We start from the raw sequence: 26093 nt of genomic DNA, 5'->3' as shown, positions 1-26093 counted from the left end.
CGGCGGCACTTGCCGGGCTTGCGCCGTTCAACGCCGACAGCGGGCAGAAGCGCGGCCGGCGCGCCATTGCTGGCGGAAGGCCGCGGGTGCGCAAGGCACTCTACATGGCAGCGCTTGGAGCCATCCGGGCAAACCAGCGCTTCAAGGACTTCTACAGTGGCATTGCCCAGCGCTCTGGCTCGAAGAAGGTCGCCATCATCGCCGTCGCCCGAAAGCTCGTCACCGTCCTCAACGCCATGCTCCGGGACGGCAAAGCCTTCGCCTGACAAACACAGTTGCCATGCCTAAACGCGTGCGGCCGCCCGCCGGCGCTGCAAGCCCGGCGCAGGAAACCGTCAAAACAAACAAGCCCCCGAAACCGGAGGCTCGCCTTTTTCCGTAAATGCCGCAGATCAGGCCGAAGCTGAAACGGCCCGATTCGCAAAGTTCCTAGAACGGCAGCTTGAAGCCGGGAGGGATCGGCAGGCCAGCGGTCAGCTCGCGCGACTTTTCCTGCATGATCGCCTCGACCTTGGAGCGGGCGTCGTTGTGCGCGGCAAGGATCAGGTCTTCCAGAACCTCGACGTCGTCTTCCTTGAACAGCGACGGGTCGATCTTCAGCGAGCGCATCTCCGACTTGCCGGAAAGCACGACCTGAACGAGTCCGCCCCCTGCGAGGCCGGTGGCTTCGGTGTTGGCGATCTCTTCCTGCATGGCCTGGAACTTGGCCTGCATCTCCTTCGCCTTGCTCATCATGCCGAGGAGGTCTTTCATACTCGTCTCCACAAAACGTCAGATTTCATCATCGTCGTCGTCAACGCCGGGATCCGGCATCGGATCAGCCGTCGCTTCCGCTTCTTCGTCGTCCTCGCCCGCATTCGGGATGGTCACGTTGACGATCTTGGCGCCGGGGAAGCGCGCCATGATCGCGGCGACCGCCGGATCGTTGCGCGCGTCCATCATCGCGTGCTCGCGCCGCTCGGCCTCGATCTCGGCGAGCGTTGCGCCGCCTGCCTCGCGCGAGACGGTCACCATCCACGGCCGTCCCGTCCATTCCTTGAGACGGTTGGAAAGGTTCGGCACTAGGTCGCGTGGCGCATCGGGCGTCAGGCTTACCTCCAGTCGGCCGGGCTCGATCGAGACCGGGCGCAGGAAGCGCTTGATCATCACCTTCAGCGCGATGTCGCGGTTCGATTCCGCGAGCTTGGCAAGGTCGGACAGCGAGTTGATCTTGACCGCAGGCTCGGTCTCGGGGGCCGGCGCCTGCTCGGGCTGCGGCGCCGCCACGGCTTGCGGCTGGATCTGAGGCTGCGGCTGCGGCTGCGAGGCGACGAGCCGCATGGTCTGGCCGCCGCCATTGACCGGCGCGGCGAAGGTCTGCGTGGCAATTGCCGCTGCCGTGACACCGCCGCCCATCGGCGCTCCGCCATTGCCGCGCGGCACCCCGCCGCCGGAAGGAACGCCGCCGCCCTGCTCCAGCTGCTTCAGCGCCTCGTCGAGCGTCGGCAGCGTCGCGGCATGGGCAATGCGGATCAGCACCATCTCCGCCGCGTTGACCGGGCGGTTCGCCGTCTGCACTTCGGAAATACCCTTGAGCAGCATCTGCCAGGTGCGCGACAGGACGCGCACCGAAAGCTGCTTCGAAAAATCGAGGCCGCGCGTGCGCTCGTCCTGCGAAAGCGCCGCGTCCTCGGCCGCAGCCGGCACGAACTTGATGCGGGTGACGAGATGGTTGAACTCGGCCATCTCGGTCAGCACGGTCGCGGGGTCGGCGCCGGCGTCATACTGCGCGCGGAACTCCGTCAGCGCCCCGGCAACGTCGCCCTTCATCAGAAGCTCGAACAGGTCGATGATGCGGGCGCGGTCGGCAAGGCCCAGCATGTCGCGCACCGTCTCGGCCGTCACCTTGCCCGACGAATGCGCGATCGCCTGGTCGAAAATCGACTGCGCGTCGCGCATCGAGCCTTCGGCGGCGCGCGCGACCATGGCAAGCGCCTCGTCCTCGGCCTCGACGCCCTCGAGCTCTCCGATATGCGCCAGGTGCTGCTTGATCAGCGCGGCATCGATGCGGCGCAAGTCAAAGCGCTGGCAGCGTGACAGGATGGTGATCGGGACCTTGCGGATTTCCGTGGTCGCGAAGATGAACTTCACATGCGGCGGCGGTTCCTCAAGCGTCTTCAACAGGCCGTTGAAGGCCTGGTTCGACAGCATGTGGACCTCGTCGATGATGTAGACCTTGTAGCGCGCGGATACCGGCGCGTAGCGGACCTGCTCGATGATCTCGCGGATGTCGTCGATGCCGGTGTGCGAGGCCGCGTCCATCTCGATCACGTCGACATGGCGGCCTTCCATGATGGCGTCGCAGTGGACGCCCGGCACCGAAAGGTCGACCGAAGGGCGGTCGACCGTGTCGGTCTTGTAGTTGAGGGCGCGGGCAAGAATGCGTGCCGTGGTCGTCTTGCCGACACCGCGCACGCCCGTCAGCATCCAGGCCTGCGCGATGCGGCCGGTGTTGAAGGCGTTGGTGAGGGTGCGGACCATCGGCTCCTGGCCGATGAGGGAATTGAAGTCGCGGGGACGGTACTTGCGCGCCAGGACCCTGTAGGCGCCGGTCTGTGTCGCGTCTTTTCCTGCGTCAGCCATGCCTGCGGCCAAACTCCCCTGCGGAATGCTGCGAAGCCCGAGTTTCGCCGCCGGCAGCCGACTGCGTCAACCGCACGCCGCAGCCGATGCGGCGGATGGCGGAAAGAAAAGGGTGGGAGGCTGGCACGGTGACCCGTGCCGTGGCTCGTTAGGGCTGCTTCCTTCCGGACCTGACCCGGTTGGCGAGTGGCTCGTCCACCACCAACCTCCCACCGTCCATATCGGCAATTCGCCGGCCGAATGCAAGAGGCGATCTGCCCGCCATTCACGATTCGCTTGCAGGCCGCGCTGCAGCCATCTAGCTTCACTGGAAAAACATGGAGAGGAAACGTCGTGATAGGTGCCGGGAAGGCCGCTTTCGAACTCGACCCGCGCCTGGAGCGCGACACTGTGCCCGTGCTGTGGCTCGGCCTGTGCGAACTGAGGCTGATGGACGACAGCCGCTGGCCGTGGCTGATCCTCGTCCCCCAGCGCCCCGGCATCACCGAGCTCCATGATCTAACCCCGCTCGACCAGACGATGCTGATCTTCGAGGCGAATACGGTGAGCCAGGCGCTGAAGCGCCTCACCTCCTGCCGCAAGATCAATGTCGGCGCGCTCGGCAATGTCGTCTCGCAGCTGCACTACCACGTCGTTGCCCGCGACGAGAACGATCCCAACTGGCCGGGCCCGGTGTGGGGCTACGGCCAGCGCGAGCCCTACCGGCGCGAGGACCTGCACCGGTTCATCGACACCATCCGCGCCGCGCTTTCCTGACACCGCAGAAAATTACGAACATGACCTTTGCTCCGCTCACCGGCCCCGAACGCGAGCCCAGCCAGTTCGTCGGCTTCGCCGGCAACCGCATCGACCGCCAGTCCGAAAACCGCAGCGAGGAATCCCTCTCCCAGGCACTCGCCGACCCGCGCGTGCGCATCATGCAGTCACGTGCCGGCCGCATTTACGTGAAGATCGGCGGCGCCGAGCCTGACGCCTATTTTAGCCGTGTCGAGGCAGAGGCGATGAATGCAAAGCTCGACAACGCCGTGCTGCTCGGCATGTCCGAGCTTGGGCCGGTCGTCGTCGCACCCGGCTCGGTCGAGCCCGACGATCTTCCCGAAAACATCAAGGCGATCGACCACCGCTCGATCTACACGCAGGGTCTGCTTTCGTCCGAAGCGACCGGCGAACTGGCGCAGGGCGCGGCGTTGCTCATCTGGCATCACACCCACAAGTTCTGCGGCCGCTGCGGCGGCAGGACGGAGATGCGGATCGGCGGCTACAAGCGCGTCTGCACCCAGTGCGAGACCGAGCATTTTCCGCGCACCGACCCGGTCGCGATCATGCTGGCGGTCAAGGGCGATCGCTGCGTGCTCGGCCGCAGCCCGCACTTTGCGCCCGGCATGTATTCCGCACTCGCCGGCTTCATCGAGCCGGGAGAGACCATCGAGAACGCGGTGCGCCGCGAGGTCCTCGAAGAGTCCGGCATCCGCCTCGGCCGCGTCGCTTACCATGCAAGTCAGCCCTGGCCCTTCCCGCATTCGCTGATGATCGGCTGCTACGGGGAGGCGCTCAACGACGACATCAGCTTCGACGGCAAGGAGCTGGAGGACTGCCGCTGGTTCGACCGGGCGGAGGTCAGAGAGATGCTCGCCGGCACGCATCCGCAGGAACTGCGCCTGCCGCCAAGCGCGGCGATCGCGCACCACCTCATCCGCTTCTGGGCAGAGGCAGAATAGCAGGTTTTCCCATCGACGCCGCGCTCCACGCCGCCCCCTCCACCATGCTTCGCATGGTCCCCCTCCCCCACTTCGTAGGGGAGGATCCCGGAACCGCCGCGCGCGTTCTGTCCCGCCGCTGCGGCTTGAAGGTTCAGGCATGGATGGGCGGAACGCTGAAGGCGAGAAGGTGACGCCAAACCTAGGCGCTGCCGCGGATCCTCCCCTGCGAAGCGGGGGAGGTGACGCCGAAGGCGGCGGAGGGGGCTCATTAAGCGGAGACTTCGAAGGCAAAGGGGCGGCGTAGAAGCCAGACGCGACCAACATGAGGCGCCATCACAAGCGAGCTGCGGGAGAGATCGGGAGACAGACGCAGGCGGGCCCAACCGCAGCATCACTAGAGCCGGCAGCACAAGCGCCCTACGCTTTCTCCCCGTCGCTCTTCCGCATCGATTTCGGCGGCTGCATTTCGCTGGCAATGACGCCAAGCACGATCAGGGCCGCGCCCAGCAGGGCAAGGCCCGGCAGGCGCTCGCCGGCGATGCGGCCAAAAATGCCTGCCCAGACCGGCTCGCCCGCATAGATGACGGTCGCGCGGGTCGGCGAGACTTCCTTTTGCGCCCAGTTCATCGTGAACTGGATGATCGAGCTCGCAACGCCCATGCCGAGCGCGGCAATCAGCCAGATCCAGGAGAAGTCAGGCACGCTCTCGCCCGTGATCGGCATCGCCATGAGCGAGAACACGCCGCCGGAAAGAAGCTGAACAGCCGTGATGCGGCGGCTGTCGACGTCATTGGCAAGGCGGCCGATCAGAATGATCTCAGCGGCCACGGCCACGGCGCAGAGGATAGTCGCAATCTCGCCCACGCTGAGGCTGATCGTTCCGGCATCGGGTCCCGATAAAAGCACGAGGCCTGCAAAGGCTAAGACGATGCCGACCCAGCTCATCAGGCGCGGCAGGCGCCCGAGCACCAGCCACTGCAACAGCGGCACGATCGGAACGTACAGCGCCGTCAGGAAGGCCGACTGGCTGCTGGTGATCGTCTGCAGGCCATAGGTCTGCAGGCCGTAGCCGATCGCCAGCGTGAAGCCGATCGCGATGCCGCCAAAGATTTCGCGGTGGGTAAAGCCGCGCATGCCCTTGTGGAACAGGATGCAGGTCACGGCGCCAGCAGCGAGAAAGCGGATGCCGACGAAGAATGCCGGCCCGCTCACTGTCATCGCCTTCTGGACGATGAGGAACGTGCCGCCCCACACGACGGTGATGGCGATCAGCGCGAGTTCATGGCGCGTGAACGCGAAAATGCCTTTGCGGCCTTGAACCTGCAATTTCAGTCGTCCTGATCCTGGTCCTGGGTCAGGCGGAACGGGTGGGCCTTGTAGACGCCGAGGATGCGCACTTCCTTGGAGAAGAAGGCGAGCTCCTTGAGGGCCTGGGCGACGTTCTTGTCGTCCGGATGCCCTTCGATGTCGGCGTAGAACTGCGTCGAATAGAACTTGCCGCCGAGCTGATAGCTCTCGAGCTTGGTCATGTTGACGCTGTTGGTGGCAAAGCCGCCGAGCGCCTTGTAGAGCGCGGCCGGAATGTTGTGCACCCGGAAGACGAAGGTCGTCATCATCAGTTCGGACGGGTCGGTGCGCGGCGCCCAGCGCTTTTCCTTCGACAGCACGACGAAGCGGGTGACGTTGTTCTCGGCATCCTCGACGTTCTCCTCGATGATGTCGAGGCCGTAGAGCGAGGCGGCAAGGCGCGGCGCAAGCGCGGCCTGGGACCGGTCGCCTTCTTCGGCGACGATGCGCGCGGCACCTGCCGTGTCACCCGAGACGACCGGCTTCCAGCGGTTCTTGCGGATCACCTTGCGGCACTGGCCGAGGGCGTGGATGTGGCTGTGGACCGACTTGATCCCTTCCTTCTTCACGCCCGGCAGGACCATGAGCTGGAAGTGGATCGGCAGGAAGTACTCGTCGACGATGAAAAGGCGCGACTCGGGCAAGAGATAGTGGATGTCGGCGACGCGGCCCGCGAGCGTGTTCTCGATCGGGATCATGGCGAGGTCCGCCTTGCCGGTCTCCACCGCGTTGAACGCGTCCTCGAACGACGGGCACGGCAGCGGCTCCATGTCCGGGAACATGTCGCGGCAGGCGGTGTCGGAGTTGGCACCGGGTTCGCCCTGGAACGAGATCCTGTTGGTCTTGGCAATCATGATTAGCGGCCTTCGATAAGAGCGCGGGCGCGTTCGAGGTCTTGTGGCGTGTCGACGCCGAGCGGGACGGAATTGACGATTTCGGCGTCGATACGCATGCCGGCTTCGAGCGCGCGAAGCTGCTCCAGGCTCTCGCGCTTTTCAAGCACCGACTGGCCAAGCGAGACGAATCGCTCCAGCGCTGCGCGGCGCCAGGCGTAGATGCCGACATGATGGTAGAGCGGGCCTTCGCCCCACGGGGCGGTGGCGCGGGTAAAGTAGAGCGCTCGAAGGCGCGTGGAGCTTACCGGCGAACCCACGATCTTCACCACGCTCGACGTGGTCTTTTCTTCCTCATCAACGATCTCGACGCCGAGCGTGCCGATGTCCACCGCCGGATCATCGAGCGGCGCAAGAGCTGCCTGGATCACGGCGGGATCGATCGTCGGCAGGTCGCCCTGCAGGTTGATGATGGATTCGATCTTCCCTTCCGGATCAAGCGTCTGAAGTGCCTCGAACACGCGATCGGAGCCGGACTGGTGCTTCGTATCGGTCATCACGGCTTCGTGGCCGTGAGCTCGGGCAGCATCGGCTACCTCAGGCGAATCGGTGGCGACGACGACGCGCCCCAAACCGCTCTGTCTGGCGCGGTCGGCCACGTGAACAATCATAGGACGGCCGGCAATGTCCGCAAGGGGCTTGCCTGGCAGGCGCGTCGACGCCATGCGCGCCGGTATAAGAATAAGGACTGACATAGGAATTCACGTGCTCGACAGCTGGAAAAGTGGCAAAACGTCTCACCGGGAAGCGTTCTTATATGTGTTGCAAGGAACGAGCAAAAGACCTAGTTTCCGCGCGATTTTCACCGGCACCCGCCGCACGGGGGATTTCGGCCGCGCAGGACGCAGGTTGAATTGACGCACGGCGGGCCTAGTTGGCCGGATCAAGGGAGCCTTTGGCAGATGATGGATTCGTTCGAGCTCAATAAGCTGATCGGCGCGTTCCTTGCAGTGGTGTTTGTGATGTTTTCGGTCAGCCTTGCGTCCGATACCATCTTCGCCACGCACGCGCCCGAGACCCCCGGTTACGCAGTCGCGGTCGTGGAAGGTGGCGGTGCCGGCGCTGGCGGCGAGGCTGCCGCCGAAGGCCCGTCGATCGCCGAACTGCTGCAGAACGCCGACCCGGCAAAGGGCCAGGCTGTCTTCAAGCCGTGCGCGGCCTGCCACACCGCGGAAAAGGGTGGCGCAAACAAGGTCGGCCCGAACCTCTGGGGCATCGTGAACCGTCCGGTCGCCTCGCATGAGGGCTTCAGCTACTCGGCTGGCATGCGCGAGTTCTCGCAGGGCGGTCAGGTCGTCTGGGACTACGAGCACCTCTCGGGCTTCCTGAAGGCTCCGCGTAGCTACGTCTCGGGCACCGCCATGGCGTTCGCTGGCGTGAAGAAGCCGGAGCAGGAAGCAGACCTGATCGCATACCTGCGCACTCTGGCCGACGAACCGGCTCCGCTGCCTGAGGTTGGCGCGGGCGACGCGGCCCCGGCTGAGGAAGCCGCTCCGGCCGACGCTGCTCCGGCTGCCCAGGAAGCTCCGGCAGACGCTGCACCTTCCGCTCCGGCTGACGCCGCGCCGGCACAGCCTGACACGCAGGACGACGGCACCTCCGCTTCGCCGGAGACTGCCCCGGCCACCGAGGCTCCGGCCGAGCAGCCCGCTGCGCAGTAACGCGGATTTAATCTTCGGATCACGAAAAAGCCGGGTTTAGCCCGGCTTTTTTGTTATCGTTGATCCGGGCGAGGCAAATCACCGGGGGAGCAGTTCCAATCCCCACGCAAGCGGTTACTCTCCCCGAATCGACCCGAACCGAAACCGAGGCGCGAGGACGAAGATGGGAATTTTGAGCTGGCGTAACCTGGTCGCGGGCCTGTCTGCGATGGCAACGCTTTCTGCGGCAGCCCTCCCCGCCAGCGCAGATGAATGGCGCACCACTTCGTCGCTCATCGCCGAGAACGCCGAGACCGCCCCCTTCGAGCGCTACCCGTACGTCAATCCCGGCGCGCCCAAGGGCGGCACGCTGAACAGCACCGCGTTCGGCACCTTCGACAGCTTCAACCCGTTCATCATCCGCGGCACACCGGCTGCGGGAATCACCCAGGTGTGGGAAACGCTGATGGAGCAGTCGCCCGACGAGGCGGGCACCAGCCACGCGCTGATCGCCGAGGCCTTCAAGTACCCGGACGACTATTCCTCGGCCACCTACCGTCTCAGCAAGGACGCGCGCTGGCATGACGGCACGCCGATCACCGCCGAGGACGTGATCTGGTCGCTCAACGTCCTCAAGGAGATCAGCCCGCAATACAGCGGCTATTTCGCCAACGTGAAGGAAGCGGTCGCGCTCAACGACCATGAGGTCGAGTTCCGCTTCGACCAGACCGGCAACCGGGAACTCCCGCACATCATGGGCGACCTCTACGTCCTGCCGAAGCACTGGTGGGAAGGCGAGAACGCGAAAGGTCAGAAGCGCGACATCCGCAACCCGACGCTGGAGCCGCCGCTCGGCAGCGGTCCCTACAAGGTCAAGTCGTTCTCGCCCGGCAACCGCGTCGTCTACGAGCGCGTGAAGGACTACTGGGGCGAGAAGATCCCGGTGAACATCGGCCGCAACAATTTCGACGAGCTGGTCTACACCTACTTCCAGGACGACAACGCCGCCTTCGTCGCCTTCACCAAGGGCGGCATCGAGGACGTGCGGCGCGAGCTCAGCACCCGCCGCTGGGCGGTCGAGTACAAGTTCCCCGCCTTCGAGCGCGGCGACGTCATCAAGCGCGAGTTCCAGCAGGGCGGCGTGCAGCAGATGCAGGCCTTCGTGTTCAACATGCGCCTGCCGCGCTTTCAGGACCGCCGCATCCGCAAGGCCCTCACCCTCGCCTACAATTTCGAGGAACAGAACCGGCTGCAGTTCTTCGGCATGAACAAGCGGCTGTCGAGCTACTGGGAAAATTCCGAGCTCGCATCGCGGGGTCTGCCGGAGGGCAAGGAGCTGGAAATCCTCGAGCCGTTCCGCAAGGACCTGCCGCCGGAGCTGTTCATCGAGGAGTTCAAGCTGCCGGTGTTCGATTCGCGCACGGCCGAGCGTGACAATCTGCGCGAGGCGGTAAAGCTGTTCGACGAGGCTGGCTGGGCCATCAAGGACGGCCGCATGGTCAACAAGCAGACCGGCGAGCAGTTCAAGATCGAGTTCCTCGGCGGCTCGCCCACCTCTGAAGTCATCGCGGGCGGCCTGATCCAGACGCTCAGGCGTCTCGGCATTGATGCCTCGCTGCGCATCGTCGACACGTCGCAGTACGTCCAGCGCTACCAGGCCTTCGAGTTCGAGGCGATCACCGCCGGCTTCCCGCAGAGCGAATCGCCCGGCAACGAGCAGCGCGACTACTGGAGCAGCAAGGCGGCCGACTCGCCGGGCTCGCGCAATGTCCCCGGCATCAAGAACCCGGTCGTCGACGCGCTGATCGACAAGATCATCTACGCCAAGGACCGCGAGGAGCTGGTCGCCGCGACCCGCGCGCTCGACCGCGTGCTCCTCTGGAACTACTACGCGATCCCGCAGTACTACCAGCCGACGATGCGCTTCGCGTTCTGGAACAAGTTCGGCATCCCCGAGCAGCAGCCGCGCTACATCGGCGTCGACCTCATGTCGTGGTGGGTGATCCCGCAGCGGGAGGCGGCGATCGAGGAGAGCATCGAAGTCGAGGCCGGGAAATGACGCAGCGGATCGGCCTTCACCGCCGCAGCTTCCTCGCCCTCGGGGGGGCTGCAGTCATCGCGCCGCAGCTGCCGAGCATCGCCGAAGCCGAAATCAGGACGCAGACACCGCTCTACGGCATCTCGGCGTTCGGGGACCTGAAATACCCGCCGGACTTCAGGCATCTCGACTACGTCAATCCGGAAGCGCCGAAGGGCGGGCGGATCGTGCCGCAGGCGGCGGCGATCAGATTCAACCAGAACTTCAACACCTTCGACACGCTCAACAGTTACGTCCTGCGCGGCAACGGCCCGTTCGGTATGGAGCTGACCTTCGCCAGCCTGATGCAATCCACCTCCGACGAGCTGTCGAGCGCCTATGGCTATGTCGCGCGCACGGTGACGGTCAGCGACGACCGCCGCACCTGGCAGTTCGAGCTCGACCCGGAAGCCTACTTCCACGACGGCTCGCCGATCACGCCGGCGGACGTCGTCTTTTCGCTGACGACGCTGTGCGACAAGGGACACGAGAACCTCGCTTCGTCGCTGCGACAGATCGAGACCGTTGAAGCCGTCGGCGACGACAAGGTCGTCGTCACCGTGCTTGCCGACAGCAACATGTCGACGATCCTCAGCATCGTCGGCGCACCGATCTTTTCCGCCAAATGGTGGGAAGGCCGCGATTTCGAGGCAACGCTGTCCGAAGCGCCTCTTGGCTCCGGCCCCTACAAGCTCGGCCGTTTCGCCTTCGGCTCGTACATCGAGTTCGACCGGGTGCCGGACCACTGGGCGGCCAGGCATCCGCTGATGGTCGGCCGCTTCAACTTCGACCGCATCCGCTACGAATACTACCGCGACCGCACTGCGAGCTTCGAGGCGTTCAAGGCCGGGCACGTCCTGTTCCGCGAGGAATTCACCTCGCGCAGCTGGGCGCACGATTACAACTTCCCGGCCATCCTCGACGGGCGCGTCAAACGCGAGGAGATCCCGGACGAAACGCCCTCGGGCGGGCAGGCCTGGTTCCTCAACACGCGCCGGGAAAAGTTCTCCGACCCGCGCGTGCGCAAGGCGATCGGGCTGCTGTTCGACTTCGAATGGGCCAACGCGAACCTGATGTACAATTCGTATGAACGCTCGGCGTCGTTCTACGAAAAGACGGAGCACAAGGCCTCCGGCCTGCCCGACGAGGCGGAGCTGGCGCTCATGGAGCCGCTGCGCGACTCCATCCCGCCGGAAGCGTTCGAGGAGCCCTACGTTCCGCCGAAGACGGACGGTTCGGGCCGGGTGCGCGAGCTCGCGCGCGAGGCGATGAAGCTCTTCACCGAGGCGGGCTGCAAGCTCGACGGCAACCGGCTGCTCCTCCCTTCTGGCGAGCGGCTGTCGGTCGAATTCCTCGACGATGACAACACCTTCGAGCCGCACCACAACGCCTACATCAAAAACCTGCGCAGCGTCGGTATCGACGCGTCCTACCGCGTGGTTGACGCCTCGCAGTTCACTCTACGCCGGCGCGACTTTGACTTCGACATCGTCGTCGCGCGTTTCCCGATGCCGCTCTACCCGCACCGCTTCATCAAGCAGCTGTTCGGCTCGAGCAGCGCCAACGCGCCGGGCTCGTTCAACCTGGCGGGCATCGCCAGCCCCGCGATCGACGCGGTGCTGGAAAAGGTTATCGCCGCGAAGACCCCGGAAGAGTTCAGGGTGGCGAACCGCGTGATGGACCGGCTGCTGCGCGCCGGGCACTATTTCGTCTTCCAGTGGCACAAGGCCTCGCACTGGCTCGCCTACTGGGACTACTACGACAAGCCCGCCATCCGCCCGAAATATGATATCGGTGTCCTCGACACCTGGTGGACCCGCCCCGAAAGCGTTGCCGCAACCGGCATGAGCGGCTGACGCAAGCTTGCCATGCCATACCAATACGGTAGCTATTGCATGACCATATCTGAAGCCGGATCGACGACCTGATGGGCGCCTATATTCTACGCCGACTTCTGCTGATGATCCCGACCCTGCTCGGGATCATGGCCGTATCGTTCATCGTCATCCAGTTTGCGCCCGGCGGGCCCGTCGAGCAGGTCATCGCGCGGATCACCGGCGAAGGCGGCGACTCGATGGATCGCATCTCCGGTGGCGGCGGCGACATGGCCGTCAACAGCGCGGCCGAACAGGGCGACTTCCGCTATCGCGGCGCGCAGGGCCTCGACCCCGCCTTCATCGCCAAGCTCGAGCAGCAGTTCGGCTTCGACAAGCCGCCGCTCGAGCGCTTCGTCACGATGATCTGGAACTACATCCGCTTCGATTTCGGCGACAGCTATTTCCGCGACATATCCGTGGTCGACCTGATCCTCGAGAAGATGCCTGTGTCGATCTCGCTCGGTCTGTGGATCACGCTGATTTCCTACGCGATCTCGATCCCGCTCGGCATCCGCAAGGCAGTCAAGGACGGCTCGGCCTTCGACGTGTGGACCAGCGGCATCGTCATCGTCGGCTACGCGATCCCCGGTTTCCTGTTCGCGATCCTCTTGATGGTGCTGTTTGCGGGCGGATCGTTCTTCGACTGGTTCCCGCTGCGCGGCCTCGTCTCGGAGAACTGGTGGGACCTTTCCTGGCCCGAGCGCATCCTCGACTATTTCTGGCACCTGACGCTGCCGCTGACGGCGATGGTGCTCTCGGCCTTCGCGACGACGACGCTGCTGACCAAGAACTCGTTCCTGGACGAGATCCGCAAGCAATATGTCGTCACCGCCCGCGCCAAGGGCCTTTCCGAGCGCCAGGTGCTTTATGGCCACGTGTTCCGCAACGCGATGCTGCTCATCATCGCCGGCTTCCCGGCCGCCTTCATCTCGGCCTTCTTCACCGGCTCGCTCTTGATCGAGAACATCTTCTCGCTCGACGGCCTGGGCCTGCTCGGCTTCCGCTCCGTGCTTGACCGCGACTACGCCGTGGTGTTCGCAACCCTCTACATCTTCTCGCTGATCGGCCTCGTCGTTGGCCTGATCTCCGACCTCATCTACACCTGGATCGACCCCCGGATCGACTTCGAGCGGAGGGACGTCTGATGTCGGAGATCGTCGCGAAGACCGAGGTCGAAAACATCCGCCGCGCCAAGCGGCCGTTCCTGTCGCCGCTCAACCAGCGCCGCTGGCAGAATTTTAAGGCGAACCGGCGCGGATACTGGTCGCTGTGGATCTTCCTCGTCCTGTTCGTGCTGTCGATGTTCGCGGAGTTCATCGCCAACGACAAGCCGATCATCGCCTCCTACAAGGGCGAGATCCTGTTCCCGGTGCTGATCGATTACCCGGAGGAAAAGTTCGGCGGCTTCCTCGCCGTCACCGACTACCGCGATCCCGTGATCCAGGAGGAGATCGACGCCAATGGCTGGACCGTCTGGCCGCCGATCCGCTACTCCTACCGCACGGTCAACAACGACATTCCGGAAGCCGCGCCCTCGAAGCCGTCGTGGCTCTACGACCAGGAAACCCGCTGCCAGCGCTACTATGAAGGCGTCGACGATCCCAACTGCATCGTCGGCAACTGGAACTGGCTTGGCACCGACGATCAGGCGCGCGACGTGCTCGCCCGCGTCATCTACGGCTTCCGCATCTCCGTCCTGTTCGGCCTGATCCTGACGCTTGCCTCGGCCGTCATCGGCATTTCGGCCGGCGCGGTGCAGGGCTATTTCGGCGGCTGGACCGACCTCATCTTCCAGCGCGTCATCGAGATCTGGTCGTCGATCCCGGTCCTCTACCTCATCCTCATCATCGCCGCGGTTCTGCCGCCGGGCTTCTTCATCCTGCTCGGCATCATGCTGCTGTTCTCGTGGGTCGCCTTCGTCGGCGTGGTCCGCGCCGAATTCCTGCGCGCCCGCAACTTCGAATACGTCAACGCTGCGCGCGCGCTCGGCGTATCCAACCGGACGATCATGTTCCGCCACCTCTTGCCCAACGCGATGGTGGCAACGCTGACCTTCCTGCCGTTCATCCTCAATGGCTCGATTACGACGCTGACCTCGCTCGACTTCCTCGGCTTCGGCCTGCCGCCCGGCTCGGCCTCGCTGGGCGAACTCTTGCGGCAGGGCCAGCGCAACCTCAACGCGCCGTGGCTCGGCATCACCGGCTTCCTGACGCTGTCGATCATGCTGTCGCTGCTGATCTTCATCGGCGAAGCCACGCGCGACGCCTTCGACCCGCGGAAGACCTTCAGATGAGCCAGCAGCAGCCCCTCCTTTCCGTCCGCGACCTTTCCGTGGCCTTCACGCAGGGCGGCAGGGAATCGATTGCCGTCGACCACATCTCGTTCGACGTCGGCAAGGGCGAGACGGTCGCGCTCGTCGGCGAATCCGGTTCGGGCAAGTCGGTGTCGGCGCTCTCGGTGCTGAAGCTCTTGCCCTACCCTGCCGCGAGCCATCCGTCGGGCAAGATCATCTTCAACGGCGAAGACCTGCTCGCGAAGAACGAGCGCGAATTGCGCAAGGTGCGCGGCAACAAGATCACCATGATCTTCCAGGAGCCGATGACCTCGCTCAATCCGCTGCACACGATCGAGCAGCAGATCGGCGAGATCCTCAAGCTGCATCGCGGCATGGGCGACGCGGCCGCCCGCGCGCGTACGCTCGAACTCCTCAACGAGGTCGGCATCCGTGAGCCGGAAAAGCGCCTCTCCGCCTATCCGCACCAGCTTTCAGGCGGTCAACGCCAACGCGTGATGATCGCGATGGCGCTTGCCAACGAGCCGGAACTGCTGATCGCCGATGAGCCGACCACCGCGCTCGACGTCACGGTGCAGGCGCAGATTCTCGAGCTGCTTGCCTCGCTCAAGAAGAAGAACAACATGTCGATGCTGTTCATCACCCACGACCTCGGCATCGTGCGCCGCATCGCCGACCGGGTCTGCGTGATGACGAAGGGCAAGATCGTCGAGACGGGCCCAACCCGCGAGATCTTTGCCAACCCGCAGCACGAATACACCCGCCACCTGCTCGCCGCCGAGCCGAAGGGCCGCGCGCCGAACCCCGACCCGAACGCCGAGACGGTGCTGACCGGCAAGGACATCAGGGTCTGGTTCCCGATCAAGCAGGGATTCTTCCGCAAGACGGTTGATCACGTGAAGGCGGTCGACGGCATCGACATCGAGGTGAAGGCGGGCCAGACGGTCGGCGTCGTCGGCGAGTCCGGCTCGGGCAAGACGACGCTCGGCCTCGCGCTTTCCCGCATGATTTCCTCCGAAGGCCACATCCGTCTCGGCGACAGGGAAATCGACCGCTACACCTTCAAGCAGATGCGGCCGCTGCGCCGCGAGATGCAGATCGTCTTCCAGGACCCGTTCGGCTCGCTCAGCCCGCGCATGTCGGTGTCGGAGATCATCGAGGAAGGCCTGAAGATCCACCAGCCGCAGCTCAGCCGTGACGAACGCGACGCGATGGTGGTGGATGTACTCAAGGAAGTCGGCCTCGACCCGGCGACCCGCTTCCGCTACCCGCACGAGTTCTCCGGCGGCCAGCGCCAGCGCATCGCGATCGCCCGCGCCATGGTGCTAAAGCCGCGCTTCGTCATGCTCGACGAGCCGACCTCCGCGCTCGACATGAGCGTGCAGGCGCAGGTGGTCGACCTTTTGCGCGACCTGCAGGCCAAGCACCGCCTCGCCTATCTCTTCATCAGCCACGACCTCAAGGTCGTGCGCGCCCTGTCGAACCACGTCATCGTCATGCGCAACGGCAAGGTGGTCGAGCACGGTCCGGTCGAGCAGATCTTCGAGCGGCCGCAGACCGACTACACCAGGGCGCTGATCGCTGCCGCATTCGACATCAAGACCGCGCCCGAGGGCGTCGTCAGCCAGTAATTTCCGGGGGGATTTTCATGAGCAGTTCTGCGCGCGGCCGCATCCTTGTTTCGGTCACGGGATGGGACCCTTCGCAATGGGTGCGCCTGCTTGCGGGCGACCATGAAGTCATCAGCGAGCCGGACGGCCCAGCCGACCCCACCGTCGAATACGCGGTGGTGTGGAAGCACCCGCACGGCAGCCTGAAGCAGTTTCCGAACCTGAAGGCGATCTTCTCGCTCGGCGCCGGCGTTGACCATATCCTCACCGACCCGGACCTTCCCGACGTGCCTGTCGCGCGCATCGTTCAGGAGAACCTGACCCGCCACATGGTCGAGTACGTCACCTGGCGGGTGATGGACCATCACCGGCAGGGCTCAACCTATCGTGCCCAGCAGGCGGAAAAGGTCTGGTTCGAACCGAACCAGCCGACCACGGCGGAAGTCAGCGTCGGCATCATGGGCCTTGGCGAACTCGGCAGTGCCGCGGCTAAGGCGCTGCTTGGCCTCGGCTTCACCGTCAACGGCTGGACGCGCACACCTAAGTCGGTCGAGGGCGTCAACTGCTTTGCGGGCCAGGATGGCCTGCGCGACTTCCTTGCCGCCACCGACATCCTCGTCGTCCTGCTGCCGCATACGCCGGCCACCGAAGGCATTATCGACTACGAGCTGCTGCGCGGCCTTCGCCGCGACAACGCCCTTGGCGGCGCCTCCCTCATCAACGCCGGGCGCGGCAAGCTGCAGAAGGAAGCCGACATCCTTCGCGCGCTTGAGGACGGCACGCTCAAGGAAGCGAGCCTCGACGTGTTCGAGGTCGAGCCGCTGCCCGAGAACAGCGCGCTGTGGAACCATCCGCGCGTGTTCATCACGCCACATGCCGCGGCATCGTCCGACCCGCGCCACCTCGGACCGCTGATCCTCGAACAGATCGCGCGGTTCGAGCGCGGCGAGCCCCTGCTCCACCTCGTGGACATCTCCGCCGGCTACTGAGCCTGCGCAAAGGTCTTCTCCAATAAAAGTTGCGGTTGCGCTGAATCAAAGCGGCGCACGCGACGGCTGTTATTGTCATCCTGACTACTGAGCCCAGCAGAGCGAAGTTGACGCAGCGAAAACACCGCCGCGCAACGGGCATTACAGACGCAGAGATGCCCGTGCGAAAGTCATTTGAAAACAGCATTTTACGACACATCTGCCGTCGTGAGACTACAGGTTATAAACAACCCTTCCAAAACCTGGAGGGCTCCCATAAGCTATTGCCAATCGTAGCCTGGCGCAGACCGGCCGCGGAGAACCTAAAAGAACAAATTGCTTGGGAGTTATCATGCGTAAACTTCTGATTACCGCGAGCGTACTCGCCCTCGGCCTGGCAGTCATGCCTGCGTCGGCCGAAACGATCCGCTGGGCGCGGAATTCGGACGCACTGACACTGGACCCGCACTCGCAGAACCAGGGTACCACCCACACTTTCGTCCATCACATCTACGAGACCCTCGTCGATCGTGACGTCGAAGGCAGCCTCCAGCCGCGCCTGGCTACGGAATGGAAGGTGAAGGAAGACGACCCGACGGTCTGGGTCTTCAAGATCCGCGAAGGCGTCAAGTTCCACGACGGTTCCGACTTCACTGCCGAGGACGTCGTGTTCTCGCTCGACCGCGCCCGCTCCGAGAAGTCGAACCTGAAGCAGCTGCATTCGGCAGTCGAGAGCGTCACCGCCGTCGACGACTACACCGTCGAGGTGAAGATGACCGGCCCGTCGCCGCTCTATCCGAACAACCTGACCAACACCTTCATCATGGACAAGGGCTGGACGGAGAAGAACAACGCGGTCGAGGTGCAGCAGGCTGGCTCGACCGACGACAACTACGCCGTCCGCAACACCAACGGCACCGGCCCGTACATTCTCGAATCCCGCGATCCGGACGTCCGTTCGGTCCTCAAGATCAACGCGAACCACTGGGCCGAGAAGAAGCCGGACATCACCGAGATCATCTACCTGCCGATCGCCGACAACGCGACCCGCGTCGCAGCGCTTCTTTCGGGTGAGGTCGACCTTGTCCAGGACGTTCCGGTGCAGGACGTCGAACGCCTCGCCAATACCGCTGGCATCAACGTCGAGACCGGCCCTGAAAACCGTTTCATCTACTTCGGCTATCGCTTCGGCGACGCGCCGCTGAAGTCGTCGAACGTCACGGACAAGAACCCGATCAACGACCCGCGCGTACGCGAGGCGATGCATCTGGCGATTGACCGCAACGCGATCCAGAAGGTCGTGATGCGCGGCCAGTCGATCCCGACCGGCGTTGCCAACCCGCCTTTCGTCAACGGCTGGACGCCCGAGCTCGCGGCCTATCCGGAAAAGGCTGACGTTGCCCGCGCCAAGGAACTGCTCGCCGAAGCCGGCTATCCGGATGGCTTCTCGATCACGCTCGACACGCCGAACAACCGCTACGTCAACGACGAGGCTATCAGCCAGGCCGTCGTCGGCATGCTCGGCCAGATCGGCATCAAGGTGACGCTGGCATCGCGTCCGATTGCCCAGCACTCGCCGCTGATCCAGAACTCCGAGACCGACTTCTACCTGCTCGGCTGGGGTGTCCCGACCTTCGACTCGGCCTACACCTTCAACGACCTGATCCACACCAAGGCCGGCCACTTCGGCGCCTACAACCCGAGCGGCTACACCAATCCGGAGCTGGACAAGCAGATCGAGTCGCTGGCGACAGAGATCGACCTCGACAAGCGTAACGCCACCATCGCGGAGATCTGGAAGAAGGTTCAGGAAGACCGCGTCCTCCTGCCGATCCACGTCCAGGTGCTCGCCTACGCGATGAAGGACAAGTTCTCGCTGGCGGTTCACCCGGAGAACCAGCCGCGCATGTACGAAGTCACCGTCAACAAGTAACCGTAACCCATCAGCAGCTCGCGACGGCAGCAACCGTCGCGGGCTGCATTAGTTTAAGACCCGAACACCAGCTTCACGGCTTTCCTGCCTCGGCCTTCGAGGTTTCGTCGTGCAGCCGTGCGTCGACCTCCGGAATATTCCGTTGAAGATGCCACTGCGGGGAAAGTAGCCATGCTCGCCTTCATTCTGAGACGGCTCGCACAGTCCATCGTCGTGATGGCTGTCGTCGCGCTGATCGCATTCATGCTGTTCCGATATGTGGGCGACCCCGTCGCTTCGCTGCTCGGACAGGACTCGCGCCTCCAGGACTTCGAGGAGCTTCGTGAAAGGCTCGGCCTGAACGATCCCTTCTACGTCCAGTTCGGCCGCTTCATCGCCAATGCTGTGCAGGGCGAGTTCGGCATCTCCTACCGGCTGCAACAGCCGGTCAGCGAACTGATCCTCAGCCGCCTGCCGGCGACGATCGAGCTGGCCTTCGCGTCGGCAATCATCGCCCTTGTCTTCGGCCTCTCCCTTGGCGTCTTCACCGCGCTCAAGCCGCGCAGCTTCGCCGCCGGCCTCATCATGACCCTGTCGCTCGTGGGCGTGTCGCTGCCGACCTTCCTGATCGGCATCGGCCTGATTTACGTCTTCGCGGTCGAATTGCAGTGGCTGCCCTCGTTCGGGCGCGGTGACGTGGTCAGGATCGGCAGCTGGGACACCGGCCTGCTGACCAGCACCGGCATCCGCTCGCTGATCCTTCCGGCGATCACCCTGTCGCTGTTCCAGCTCACCCTTATCATGCGCCTGGTTCGCGCCGAGATGCTGGAGGTGTTGCGGCAGGACTACATCCGTTTTGCCCGCGCGCGCGGCCTGTCCAACCGGGCGATCAACTTCGGCCATGCGCTGAAGAACACGATGGTGCCGGTCATCACCATCACCGGCCTGCAACTCGGTTCGGTCATTGCCTTTTCGATTGTCACCGAGACCGTGTTCCAGTGGCCGGGTGTCGGCTCGCTGTTCATCAACTCCGTGCAGGTCGTCGACGTGCCGGTGATGGCGGCCTACCTGATGTTCATCGCCTTTGTCTTCGTCGTCATCAACCTGATCGTCGACATCCTCTATTTCGCCGTCGACCCGCGGCTTCGCATCGGCTCGGGGCGGAGGTAAGCAACCATGAGCTCGACCAACAACAGCACCGCCGCGCAGAAGCCGCGGACGCGGTTCCAGCGTATCTGGGACTCCGACGTCTTCTTCTCGTTCCGGCGCTCTCCCGTCACCATCGTTGCGGCACTCGTGACGTTCATCCTGATCCTCGCCGCGCTGCTGGCGCCCTGGATCGCGCCGTACGACCCGTTCAATCCGGCGAGCCTCAACCTGATGGACGGCTTCACCCCGCCCAACTCTGAATCGATGATGGGCAATTATTTCGTGCTCGGCAGCGATCATCAGGGCCGCGACGTTCTCTCGACCATCCTCTACGGCAGCCGCATCTCGCTGTTCGTCGGCTTTCTGGCCACCCTGTTTGCCATGGCGATGGGCATTTCGCTCGGCCTGCTCGCCGGCTATCGCGGCGGCACCACCGACGCGATCATCATGCGCATCGCCGACATCCAGCTCTCCTTCCCGGCGATCCTGATCGCGCTGCTGATCTTCGGCATAGCCCGTGGCATCATCCCCCCGAGCAAGCAGGAAGGCATGGCGGTGTGGGTGCTGATCGTCGCGATCGGCCTTGCCAACTGGGCGCAGTTTGCCCGCACCGTGCGCGGCGCGACCATGGTCGAGAGGCAAAAGGACTACGTCTCGGCCGCCAAGCTGATCGGCGTGCATCCGCTGCGCATCCTCGTCCGCCACGTGCTGCCGAACGTGATGGCGCCTGTGCTGGTCATCGCCACCATTGGCCTTGCGCTCGCCATCATCGAGGAGGCGACGCTGTCGTTCCTCGGCGTCGGCGTTCCGCCAACCCAGCCTTCCCTCGGAACGTTGATCCGCATCGGCCAGCAGTTCCTGTTCTCCGGCGAATGGTGGATCCTGTTCTTCCCCGCCATCACCCTCGTCCTGCTTGCCCTTGCCGTGAACCTTCTCGGCGACTGGCTCCGTGATGCACTGAATCCGAGGCTGCGCTGATGACCGAGCCGATCATTTCCGTACGCAACCTCGTGGTTGAGTTCCCGCTTCGCCGCGGGCTGTTCACGGCCGTCGACGGGGTGTCGTTCGACATTATGCCGGGTGAGATTCTGGGCGTTGTCGGCGAGTCCGGCGCCGGCAAATCGATGACGGGTGCGGCCATCATCGGCCTGATCGAACCGCCCGGCCGCATCGCCAGGGGCGAGATCTATCTGAAGGGCTGCCGCATCGACAATCTGCCGCCCGAGGAGATGAGCAGCCTGCGCGGCAAGCGCATCGGCATGGTCTTCCAGGACCCGCTGACGTCGCTCAATCCGCTCTACACGATCGGGCAGCAGCTGATCGAGACGATCCGCCGCCACCTGCCGCTCAACGAGGCGCAGGCGCGCCAGCGCGCGATTGAGCTTCTTGCCGAAGCTGGCATTCCTAACCCCGAAACGCGCATCGACAGCTACCCGCACCAGTTCTCGGGCGGTATGCGCCAGCGCGTCGTCATCGCGCTCGCCCTAGCCGCCGAGCCTGAGCTGATCATCGCCGACGAACCGACCTCGGCCCTCGACGTGTCGGTGCAGGCGCAGATCATCAAGGTGCTGAAGAAACTCTGCGAGAGCCGCGGCGCGGCCGTCATGCTCGTCACGCACGACATGGGCGTCATCGCCGAGACCGCCTCGCGCATGATCGTGATGAACAAGGGCAAGATCGTCGAGACCGGCTCGGTCGGCGACATCATCAAGCGCCCGAAGGAGGATTATACGATCCGCCTCATCAAGGCGATCCCGTCGATCAAGGACGAGACGCGCCGCCACGAGGTACCCGTGTCGCCGAAGCCGCTGGTCGAGGTGAAGAACCTCACGCGCGACTTCGACCTCTCGCCCGGCTTCTTCGACCGCCTGATCAAGGGCTCGAAGCGCAACGTCGTGCATGCGGTGCGGGACGTGTCCTTCGACATCCGCAAGGGTTCGACCTACGGCCTCGTCGGCGAGTCCGGCTCCGGCAAGTCGACCTGCGCGCGCATGCTCGTCGGCCTCATCAAGCCGACCTCCGGCAACGTGCTGCTCCAGGGTGAGGACATCGCCCGTGGCCTCAGCCAGGAACGGCGGCAGATGGTGCAGATGATCTTCCAGGATCCCTACGCCAGCCTCAATCCGCGCTGGCGCGTCGGCGACATCATCGCCGAGCCGATGCGGGCGCTCAAGCTGGTCTCGAGCCGCAGCGAAGCCGAGGACCGGGTCGCCGACCTTCTCCAGCGTGTGCGCCTCGACCCGATCTCGATGCGCAAGTACCCGCACGAATTCTCGGGCGGCCAGCGCCAGCGCATCGCGATTGCCCGCGCGCTGTCGAGCCAGCCGGAGTTCATCGTCTGCGACGAGCCGACCTCCGCGCTCGACGTTTCGGTGCAGGCGCAGGTGCTCGATTTGATGCGAGACCTTCAAGACGAGTACGGGCTTACCTATCTGCTGATTAGCCACAACCTCGCCGTGGTGCGGCAGATGGCCGACGATGTTGGCGTCATGCACAGCGGCGTGCTTGTGGAACAGGGTCCGGTCGACACGATTTTCGACAACCCGCAGGCAGATTACACGCGTATGCTGCTCAATGCGGTGCCGGACATTTCGAAGGTAGAGTAAGCAACGCTAGGGGAGCTGTATATGGCAGAGGCTTGGGTCGGGGACGTTCTGGACTTCTGGTTCAAGGAGCTGACCCGCAAGGATTGGTTCGAGGGCGGCACGGAACTGGACGAGAAGATCCGCAACCGGTTCCTGGCGCTCTATGAACGGCTCAAGGTCGAACTTGAGGCCAAGAACATCAGCGACGCGAAAACCGCGCTCGCGGCCGTGATCGTGTTCGACCAGTTCCCCCGGAACATGTTCCGCAGCACCCCTGCCGCGTTCGGCACGGACGACCTGGCGCTTGCCATCGCGCGGCGCGCTCTCGACCACAAGTTCGACATCGAACTCGACGACGACGCACGCGGCTTCCTCTACATGCCGTTCATGCATTCCGAGGTCGCGGCCGACCAGGAGCGCTGCGTCGACCTGTTCCGTTCACTGCCCAACGAGGAAGGGCTGAAATACGCGATCGAGCACCGCGACATCATCGCGAAGTTCGGCCGCTTCCCGCATCGCAACCGCATCCTTGCGCGCGAAAACACCGAGGCGGAGAAAGAATTTCTGAAGTCTCATGCGGGTTACGGACAGTAGTGGGAGGACTTGTGTCCCGCGGCCCGCATGGCCATAAATAATCCCACGTCGAACCAGTGCGAAAAGCACGGAAACACGTTGGGCCCTGGGGAGGAAAATTTGGCACGTACACCGGCAAAGAAGCCCGCGGCGGCAAAAGATGCCGCAGCGGAAGGCAAAAAGACTGCACCTGAGAAGGCTGCGCCCGCAAAGACTGCAACGAAGCGGGCCGCCTCCGCCAAGGCGAAAGTTGCCGAGACTGCCGCACCTGCTCCAGCCGAGATTGCAGCGGAGAGCAAGCCGAAGAAGACGGCTGCCAGGAAGGATGCTGCCGCGCCGAAGAAGGCCGTGAAGGCGAAGGCCGAGACGGCTGCGGAGCCCAAGACTGCGGCCCCAGCCGATAGCGCGCCCGCGGCGGAGAAGAAGGTTACCGCCTCGAAAGCCAGGAAACCTTCCGCCACCGCGAAGAAGGCGGAAGCGCCGAAGAAGCAAGCAGCCACCAAGACCGCTTCGAAGAGCAAGGCGAAGGCTGCTCCTGCCAAGGAAGCCACAGCCGCCAACGGCGAATCGGCCAGCGCGAAGAAGGCCGATCGCACGGCCAGCGAGGACGTTCTCACCGCCGCCTCCCAGCCGTGGCTGGCGAGCTATCCGGAGATCGTGCCGCCGGAGATCGGCACCATCACCGACAAGTCGCTCGGCGACATGATGCTGAAGGCCTGCAGCACCTATGCCAACCGCCCCGCCTTCATCTCGATGGGCAAGGAGCTGAGCTACGCCGACCTCGAAAAGGCATCGGAACACCTTGCCGCCTTCCTGCAGTCGCGCGGGCTTGAAAAGGGCGCGCGCATCGCGCTGATGATGCCGAACATCCTGCAGTACCCGGTCGCGCTGATGGCGGCGCTGCGGGCGGGCTATGTCGTCGTCAACGTCAACCCGCTCTACACGCCGCGCGAGCTCGAGCACCAACTGAACGACTCCGGCGCCGAAGCAATCGTCATCCTCGAGAATTTCGCCGCCACCCTGCAGGCGGTGGTCGACAAGACGAAGCTCAAGCACATCATCGTCGCCTCGATGGGCGACATGCTGGGGGTCAAGGGCCCGCTGGTGAACTTCATCGTGCGCCGCGTGCGCAAGATGGTCCCGGCCTGGCAGCTGCTGGACTACATCAGCTTCAAGGACGCGCTGAAACAGGGCAAGACCCGCAGCTTCCGCAAGGTCGAAGTGACCCAGGACGACGTCGCGTTCCTGCAGTACACCGGCGGCACCACCGGCGTTTCCAAGGGCGCGACGCTGCTCCATCGCAACATCCTCGCCAACGTGCTGCAGACCGAATTGTGGCTTGAGACCGCCTACCAAAAGCGTCCGCGCCCGCGCCAGCTGACACTGGTCTGCGCGCTGCCGCTCTATCACATCTACGCGCTCACGGTGAACGCGTTCATGGGCATGCGGCTCGGCGGCCACAACATCCTGATCGCCAACCCGCGCGACATTCCCGGCTTCGTCAAGGAACTGAAGAAGTATCAGATCAACTTCTTCCCCGGCCTCAACACGCTGTTCAACGCGCTGCTCAACAACGAGGAATTCCGCAAGCTCGACTTCAAGTCGCTGCTGCTCACCTTCGGCGGCGGCATGTCGGTGCAGAAGCCGGTAGCCGACCGCTGGCGCGAGGTGACCGGCAACATCATCGCCGAGGGCTACGGCCTCTCCGAGACCTCACCCGTGGTGACCGCCAACCGCTTCGACGCCGACGAGTTTACCGGCACGATCGGCCTGCCGCTGCCCTCGACCGAGGTCGCCATCCGCGACGAGCACGGCAACGACATGCCGCTCGGCGAGGTGGGCGAGCTCCTGATCCGCGGCCCGCAGGTAATGCAGGGCTACTGGAACCGCCCGGACGAGACGGCCAAGGTGTTCACCGCCGACGGCTTCTTCCGCTCCGGCGACATGGGGTTCATGGACGAGCGCGGCTACATCAAGATCGTCGACCGCAAGAAGGACATGATCCTCGTCTCGGGCTTCAACGTCTATCCGAACGAGATCGAGGAAGTGGTGGCGATGCACCCCGGCGTGCTCGAAGTCGCCGCCATCGGCGTGCCAGACGAGAAATCGGGCGAAGTGCCGAAGGTGTTCGTCGTCAAGAAGGATCCGGCGCTCACCGAGCAGGAGATCATCGACTTCTGCCGCGACAAGCTCACCAACTACAAGCGCCCGCGCAAGGTCGAATTCCGCACCGAGCTGCCGAAGACGAATGTCGGCAAGATCTTGCGCAGGGAGCTGAGGTAGCGCTTAGGCAGGCTGAGGCGGTGCTTTTCCAGCGCCCCCTCCACCATGCTTCGCATGGTCTCCCTCCCCCACAAGTGGGGGAGGATCCGCGGGTCGCGGACTTCATCGGACCTGCGTATTTCTTTTGAAGCGGCGTCGACGCGCACTCATTCGAGTCCGGCAATAACCCTGCCAACCGGGTCCTGTCGGGTCGCCTCATCCTGGGCGGTCGAGGTTGTACGCCTGCGTTCCCAACCTTTGCTCAGGAAAACACACCCCTCTCCACCGGCACGCCGGGGATCCTCCCCTGCAACGCGGGGGAGGTGGCGCGAAGCGCCGGAGGGGGCTCGTAGAGAGCCACGGTTGCGGCAAAGCGGCGTCGATCTGCTCGGCGCAAGATTGAAGCGCTTATCCCGACACCGTGGTCCGGGTCACCCTCAGACGAGCCCTGTGCTCAGCCGCCACCGCAGCAGGTCACCGTTCCGGCATGGATCCTCGGCTCAAGGCCGAGGATGACGAAGATTGAGAAGCCTGCGCCTATTGGGAGGCCAAGAACCAAGGGGGCCGAGGGGCGTCTGTCGGCCA

General features: G+C 64.2%; 21 protein-coding genes and 1 other RNA gene. 16 read left to right on the top strand and 6 right to left on the bottom strand.

Annotation, left to right across the window (positions count from 1 at the left end):
• Positions 1-266 (top strand): transposase (locus tag L630_RS21600; protein ID WP_034330568.1); only part of this gene is annotated, 266 nt, incomplete at its 5' end.
• A gap of 163 nt (positions 267-429) precedes the next feature.
• Here L630_RS21600 and L630_RS21595 read toward each other — a convergent pair.
• The 3 genes from L630_RS21595 to ffs all read right to left on the bottom strand — a co-directional run bounded on the left by L630_RS21595 (position 430) and on the right by ffs (position 2832).
• Positions 430-753 carry a YbaB/EbfC family nucleoid-associated protein gene (locus tag L630_RS21595; protein ID WP_034330566.1) on the bottom strand — a complete coding sequence of 108 codons (324 nt, stop codon included), beginning with the start codon at positions 751-753 and terminating at the stop codon, positions 430-432.
• Positions 754-771: 18 nt separating this feature from the next.
• Positions 772-2622, bottom strand: coding sequence for a DNA polymerase III subunit gamma/tau (locus L630_RS0115790; RefSeq protein ID WP_024849210.1), 1851 nt, complete (start codon positions 2620-2622; stop codon positions 772-774).
• A 112-nt stretch (positions 2623-2734) separates the two neighbouring features.
• An RNA gene (ffs, locus tag L630_RS22530) (signal recognition particle sRNA small type) lies at positions 2735-2832 on the bottom strand.
• A gap of 123 nt (positions 2833-2955) precedes the next feature.
• On the opposite strand from ffs, the gene L630_RS0115785 reads away from it, so the two are divergent.
• Both L630_RS0115785 and nudC read left to right on the top strand, forming a co-directional pair.
• On the top strand, positions 2956-3378 hold the full coding sequence (locus tag L630_RS0115785; protein ID WP_024849209.1) for an HIT family protein: 423 nt from the start codon (positions 2956-2958) through the stop codon (positions 3376-3378).
• A gap of 20 nt (positions 3379-3398) precedes the next feature.
• Positions 3399-4340, top strand: coding sequence for an NAD(+) diphosphatase (nudC, locus tag L630_RS0115780; RefSeq protein ID WP_024849208.1), 942 nt, complete (start codon positions 3399-3401; stop codon positions 4338-4340).
• 399 nt (positions 4341-4739) lie between these two features.
• Here nudC and L630_RS0115775 read toward each other — a convergent pair whose 3' ends face one another.
• Genes L630_RS0115775 through L630_RS0115765 form a run of 3 tightly spaced genes read right to left on the bottom strand, consistent with a single transcriptional unit; the run spans position 4740 to position 7257 of the window.
• Entirely contained in the window at positions 4740-5648 is a 909-nt protein-coding gene (locus tag L630_RS0115775; RefSeq protein ID WP_198019552.1) for a DMT family transporter, read from the bottom strand.
• A gap of 2 nt (positions 5649-5650) precedes the next feature.
• Positions 5651-6526 carry a prephenate dehydratase gene (locus L630_RS0115770; RefSeq protein WP_024849206.1) on the bottom strand — a complete coding sequence of 292 codons (876 nt, stop codon included), beginning with the start codon at positions 6524-6526 and terminating at the stop codon, positions 5651-5653.
• The gene (locus tag L630_RS0115765) at positions 6526-7257 is read right to left on the bottom strand and encodes a 3-deoxy-manno-octulosonate cytidylyltransferase (RefSeq protein WP_024849205.1); all 732 of its coding nucleotides are present in this window, start codon (positions 7255-7257) and stop codon (positions 6526-6528) included. The genes L630_RS0115770 and L630_RS0115765 overlap by 1 nt, the downstream gene beginning before the upstream one ends.
• A gap of 210 nt (positions 7258-7467) precedes the next feature.
• Between L630_RS0115765 and L630_RS0115760 the strand changes: the two genes are divergently transcribed.
• The 13 genes from L630_RS0115760 (at position 7468) to L630_RS0115700 (ending at position 25529) form a co-directional block, all read left to right on the top strand.
• Positions 7468-8223, top strand: coding sequence for a cytochrome c family protein (locus tag L630_RS0115760; protein WP_024849204.1), 756 nt, complete (start codon positions 7468-7470; stop codon positions 8221-8223).
• A 208-nt stretch (positions 8224-8431) separates the two neighbouring features.
• The gene (locus L630_RS0115755) at positions 8432-10261 is read left to right on the top strand and encodes an extracellular solute-binding protein (RefSeq protein WP_245263766.1); all 1830 of its coding nucleotides are present in this window, start codon (positions 8432-8434) and stop codon (positions 10259-10261) included.
• Positions 10258-12135, top strand: a complete 1878-nt coding sequence (locus tag L630_RS0115750; protein WP_024849202.1) for an extracellular solute-binding protein — start codon at positions 10258-10260, stop codon at positions 12133-12135. The genes L630_RS0115755 and L630_RS0115750 overlap by 4 nt, the downstream gene beginning before the upstream one ends.
• Before the next feature lie 71 nt (positions 12136-12206).
• Positions 12207-13301, top strand: coding sequence for a microcin C ABC transporter permease YejB (locus L630_RS0115745; RefSeq protein WP_024849201.1), 1095 nt, complete (start codon positions 12207-12209; stop codon positions 13299-13301).
• On the top strand, positions 13301-14449 hold the full coding sequence (locus L630_RS0115740; protein WP_024849200.1) for an ABC transporter permease: 1149 nt from the start codon (positions 13301-13303) through the stop codon (positions 14447-14449). Before L630_RS0115745 ends, L630_RS0115740 begins: the two co-directional genes overlap by 1 nt.
• On the top strand, positions 14446-16080 hold the full coding sequence (locus tag L630_RS0115735; protein ID WP_024849199.1) for an ABC transporter ATP-binding protein: 1635 nt from the start codon (positions 14446-14448) through the stop codon (positions 16078-16080). The genes L630_RS0115740 and L630_RS0115735 overlap by 4 nt, the downstream gene beginning before the upstream one ends.
• Before the next feature lie 17 nt (positions 16081-16097).
• Positions 16098-17048 (top strand): glyoxylate/hydroxypyruvate reductase A, encoded by a 951-nt coding sequence (locus L630_RS0115730; protein WP_024849198.1) that lies wholly within the window; start codon positions 16098-16100, stop codon positions 17046-17048.
• A 331-nt stretch (positions 17049-17379) separates the two neighbouring features.
• On the top strand, positions 17380-18960 hold the full coding sequence (locus tag L630_RS0115725) for an ABC transporter substrate-binding protein (RefSeq protein WP_024849197.1): 1581 nt from the start codon (positions 17380-17382) through the stop codon (positions 18958-18960).
• A 171-nt stretch (positions 18961-19131) separates the two neighbouring features.
• Positions 19132-20109, top strand: coding sequence for an ABC transporter permease (locus L630_RS0115720; protein WP_024849196.1), 978 nt, complete (start codon positions 19132-19134; stop codon positions 20107-20109).
• Positions 20110-20115: 6 nt separating this feature from the next.
• The gene (locus tag L630_RS0115715) at positions 20116-21066 is read left to right on the top strand and encodes an ABC transporter permease (RefSeq protein ID WP_024849195.1); all 951 of its coding nucleotides are present in this window, start codon (positions 20116-20118) and stop codon (positions 21064-21066) included.
• A complete protein-coding gene (locus tag L630_RS0115710) occupies positions 21066-22694 on the top strand; it encodes an ABC transporter ATP-binding protein (RefSeq protein WP_024849194.1) in 1629 nt (542 codons plus the stop codon). The genes L630_RS0115715 and L630_RS0115710 overlap by 1 nt, the downstream gene beginning before the upstream one ends.
• A gap of 21 nt (positions 22695-22715) precedes the next feature.
• Entirely contained in the window at positions 22716-23267 is a 552-nt protein-coding gene (locus L630_RS0115705) for a DUF924 family protein (RefSeq protein ID WP_024849193.1), read from the top strand.
• Positions 23268-23366: 99 nt separating this feature from the next.
• A complete protein-coding gene (locus tag L630_RS0115700; RefSeq protein ID WP_024849192.1) occupies positions 23367-25529 on the top strand; it encodes a long-chain-fatty-acid--CoA ligase in 2163 nt (720 codons plus the stop codon).
• Positions 25530-26093 lie beyond the last annotated feature (564 nt).

This window comes from Aminobacter sp. J41, assembly GCF_000526635.1.
Taxonomy (GTDB): domain Bacteria; phylum Pseudomonadota; class Alphaproteobacteria; order Rhizobiales; family Rhizobiaceae; genus Aerobium.
This window is presented reverse-complemented; position numbering and strand designations above follow the sequence as displayed.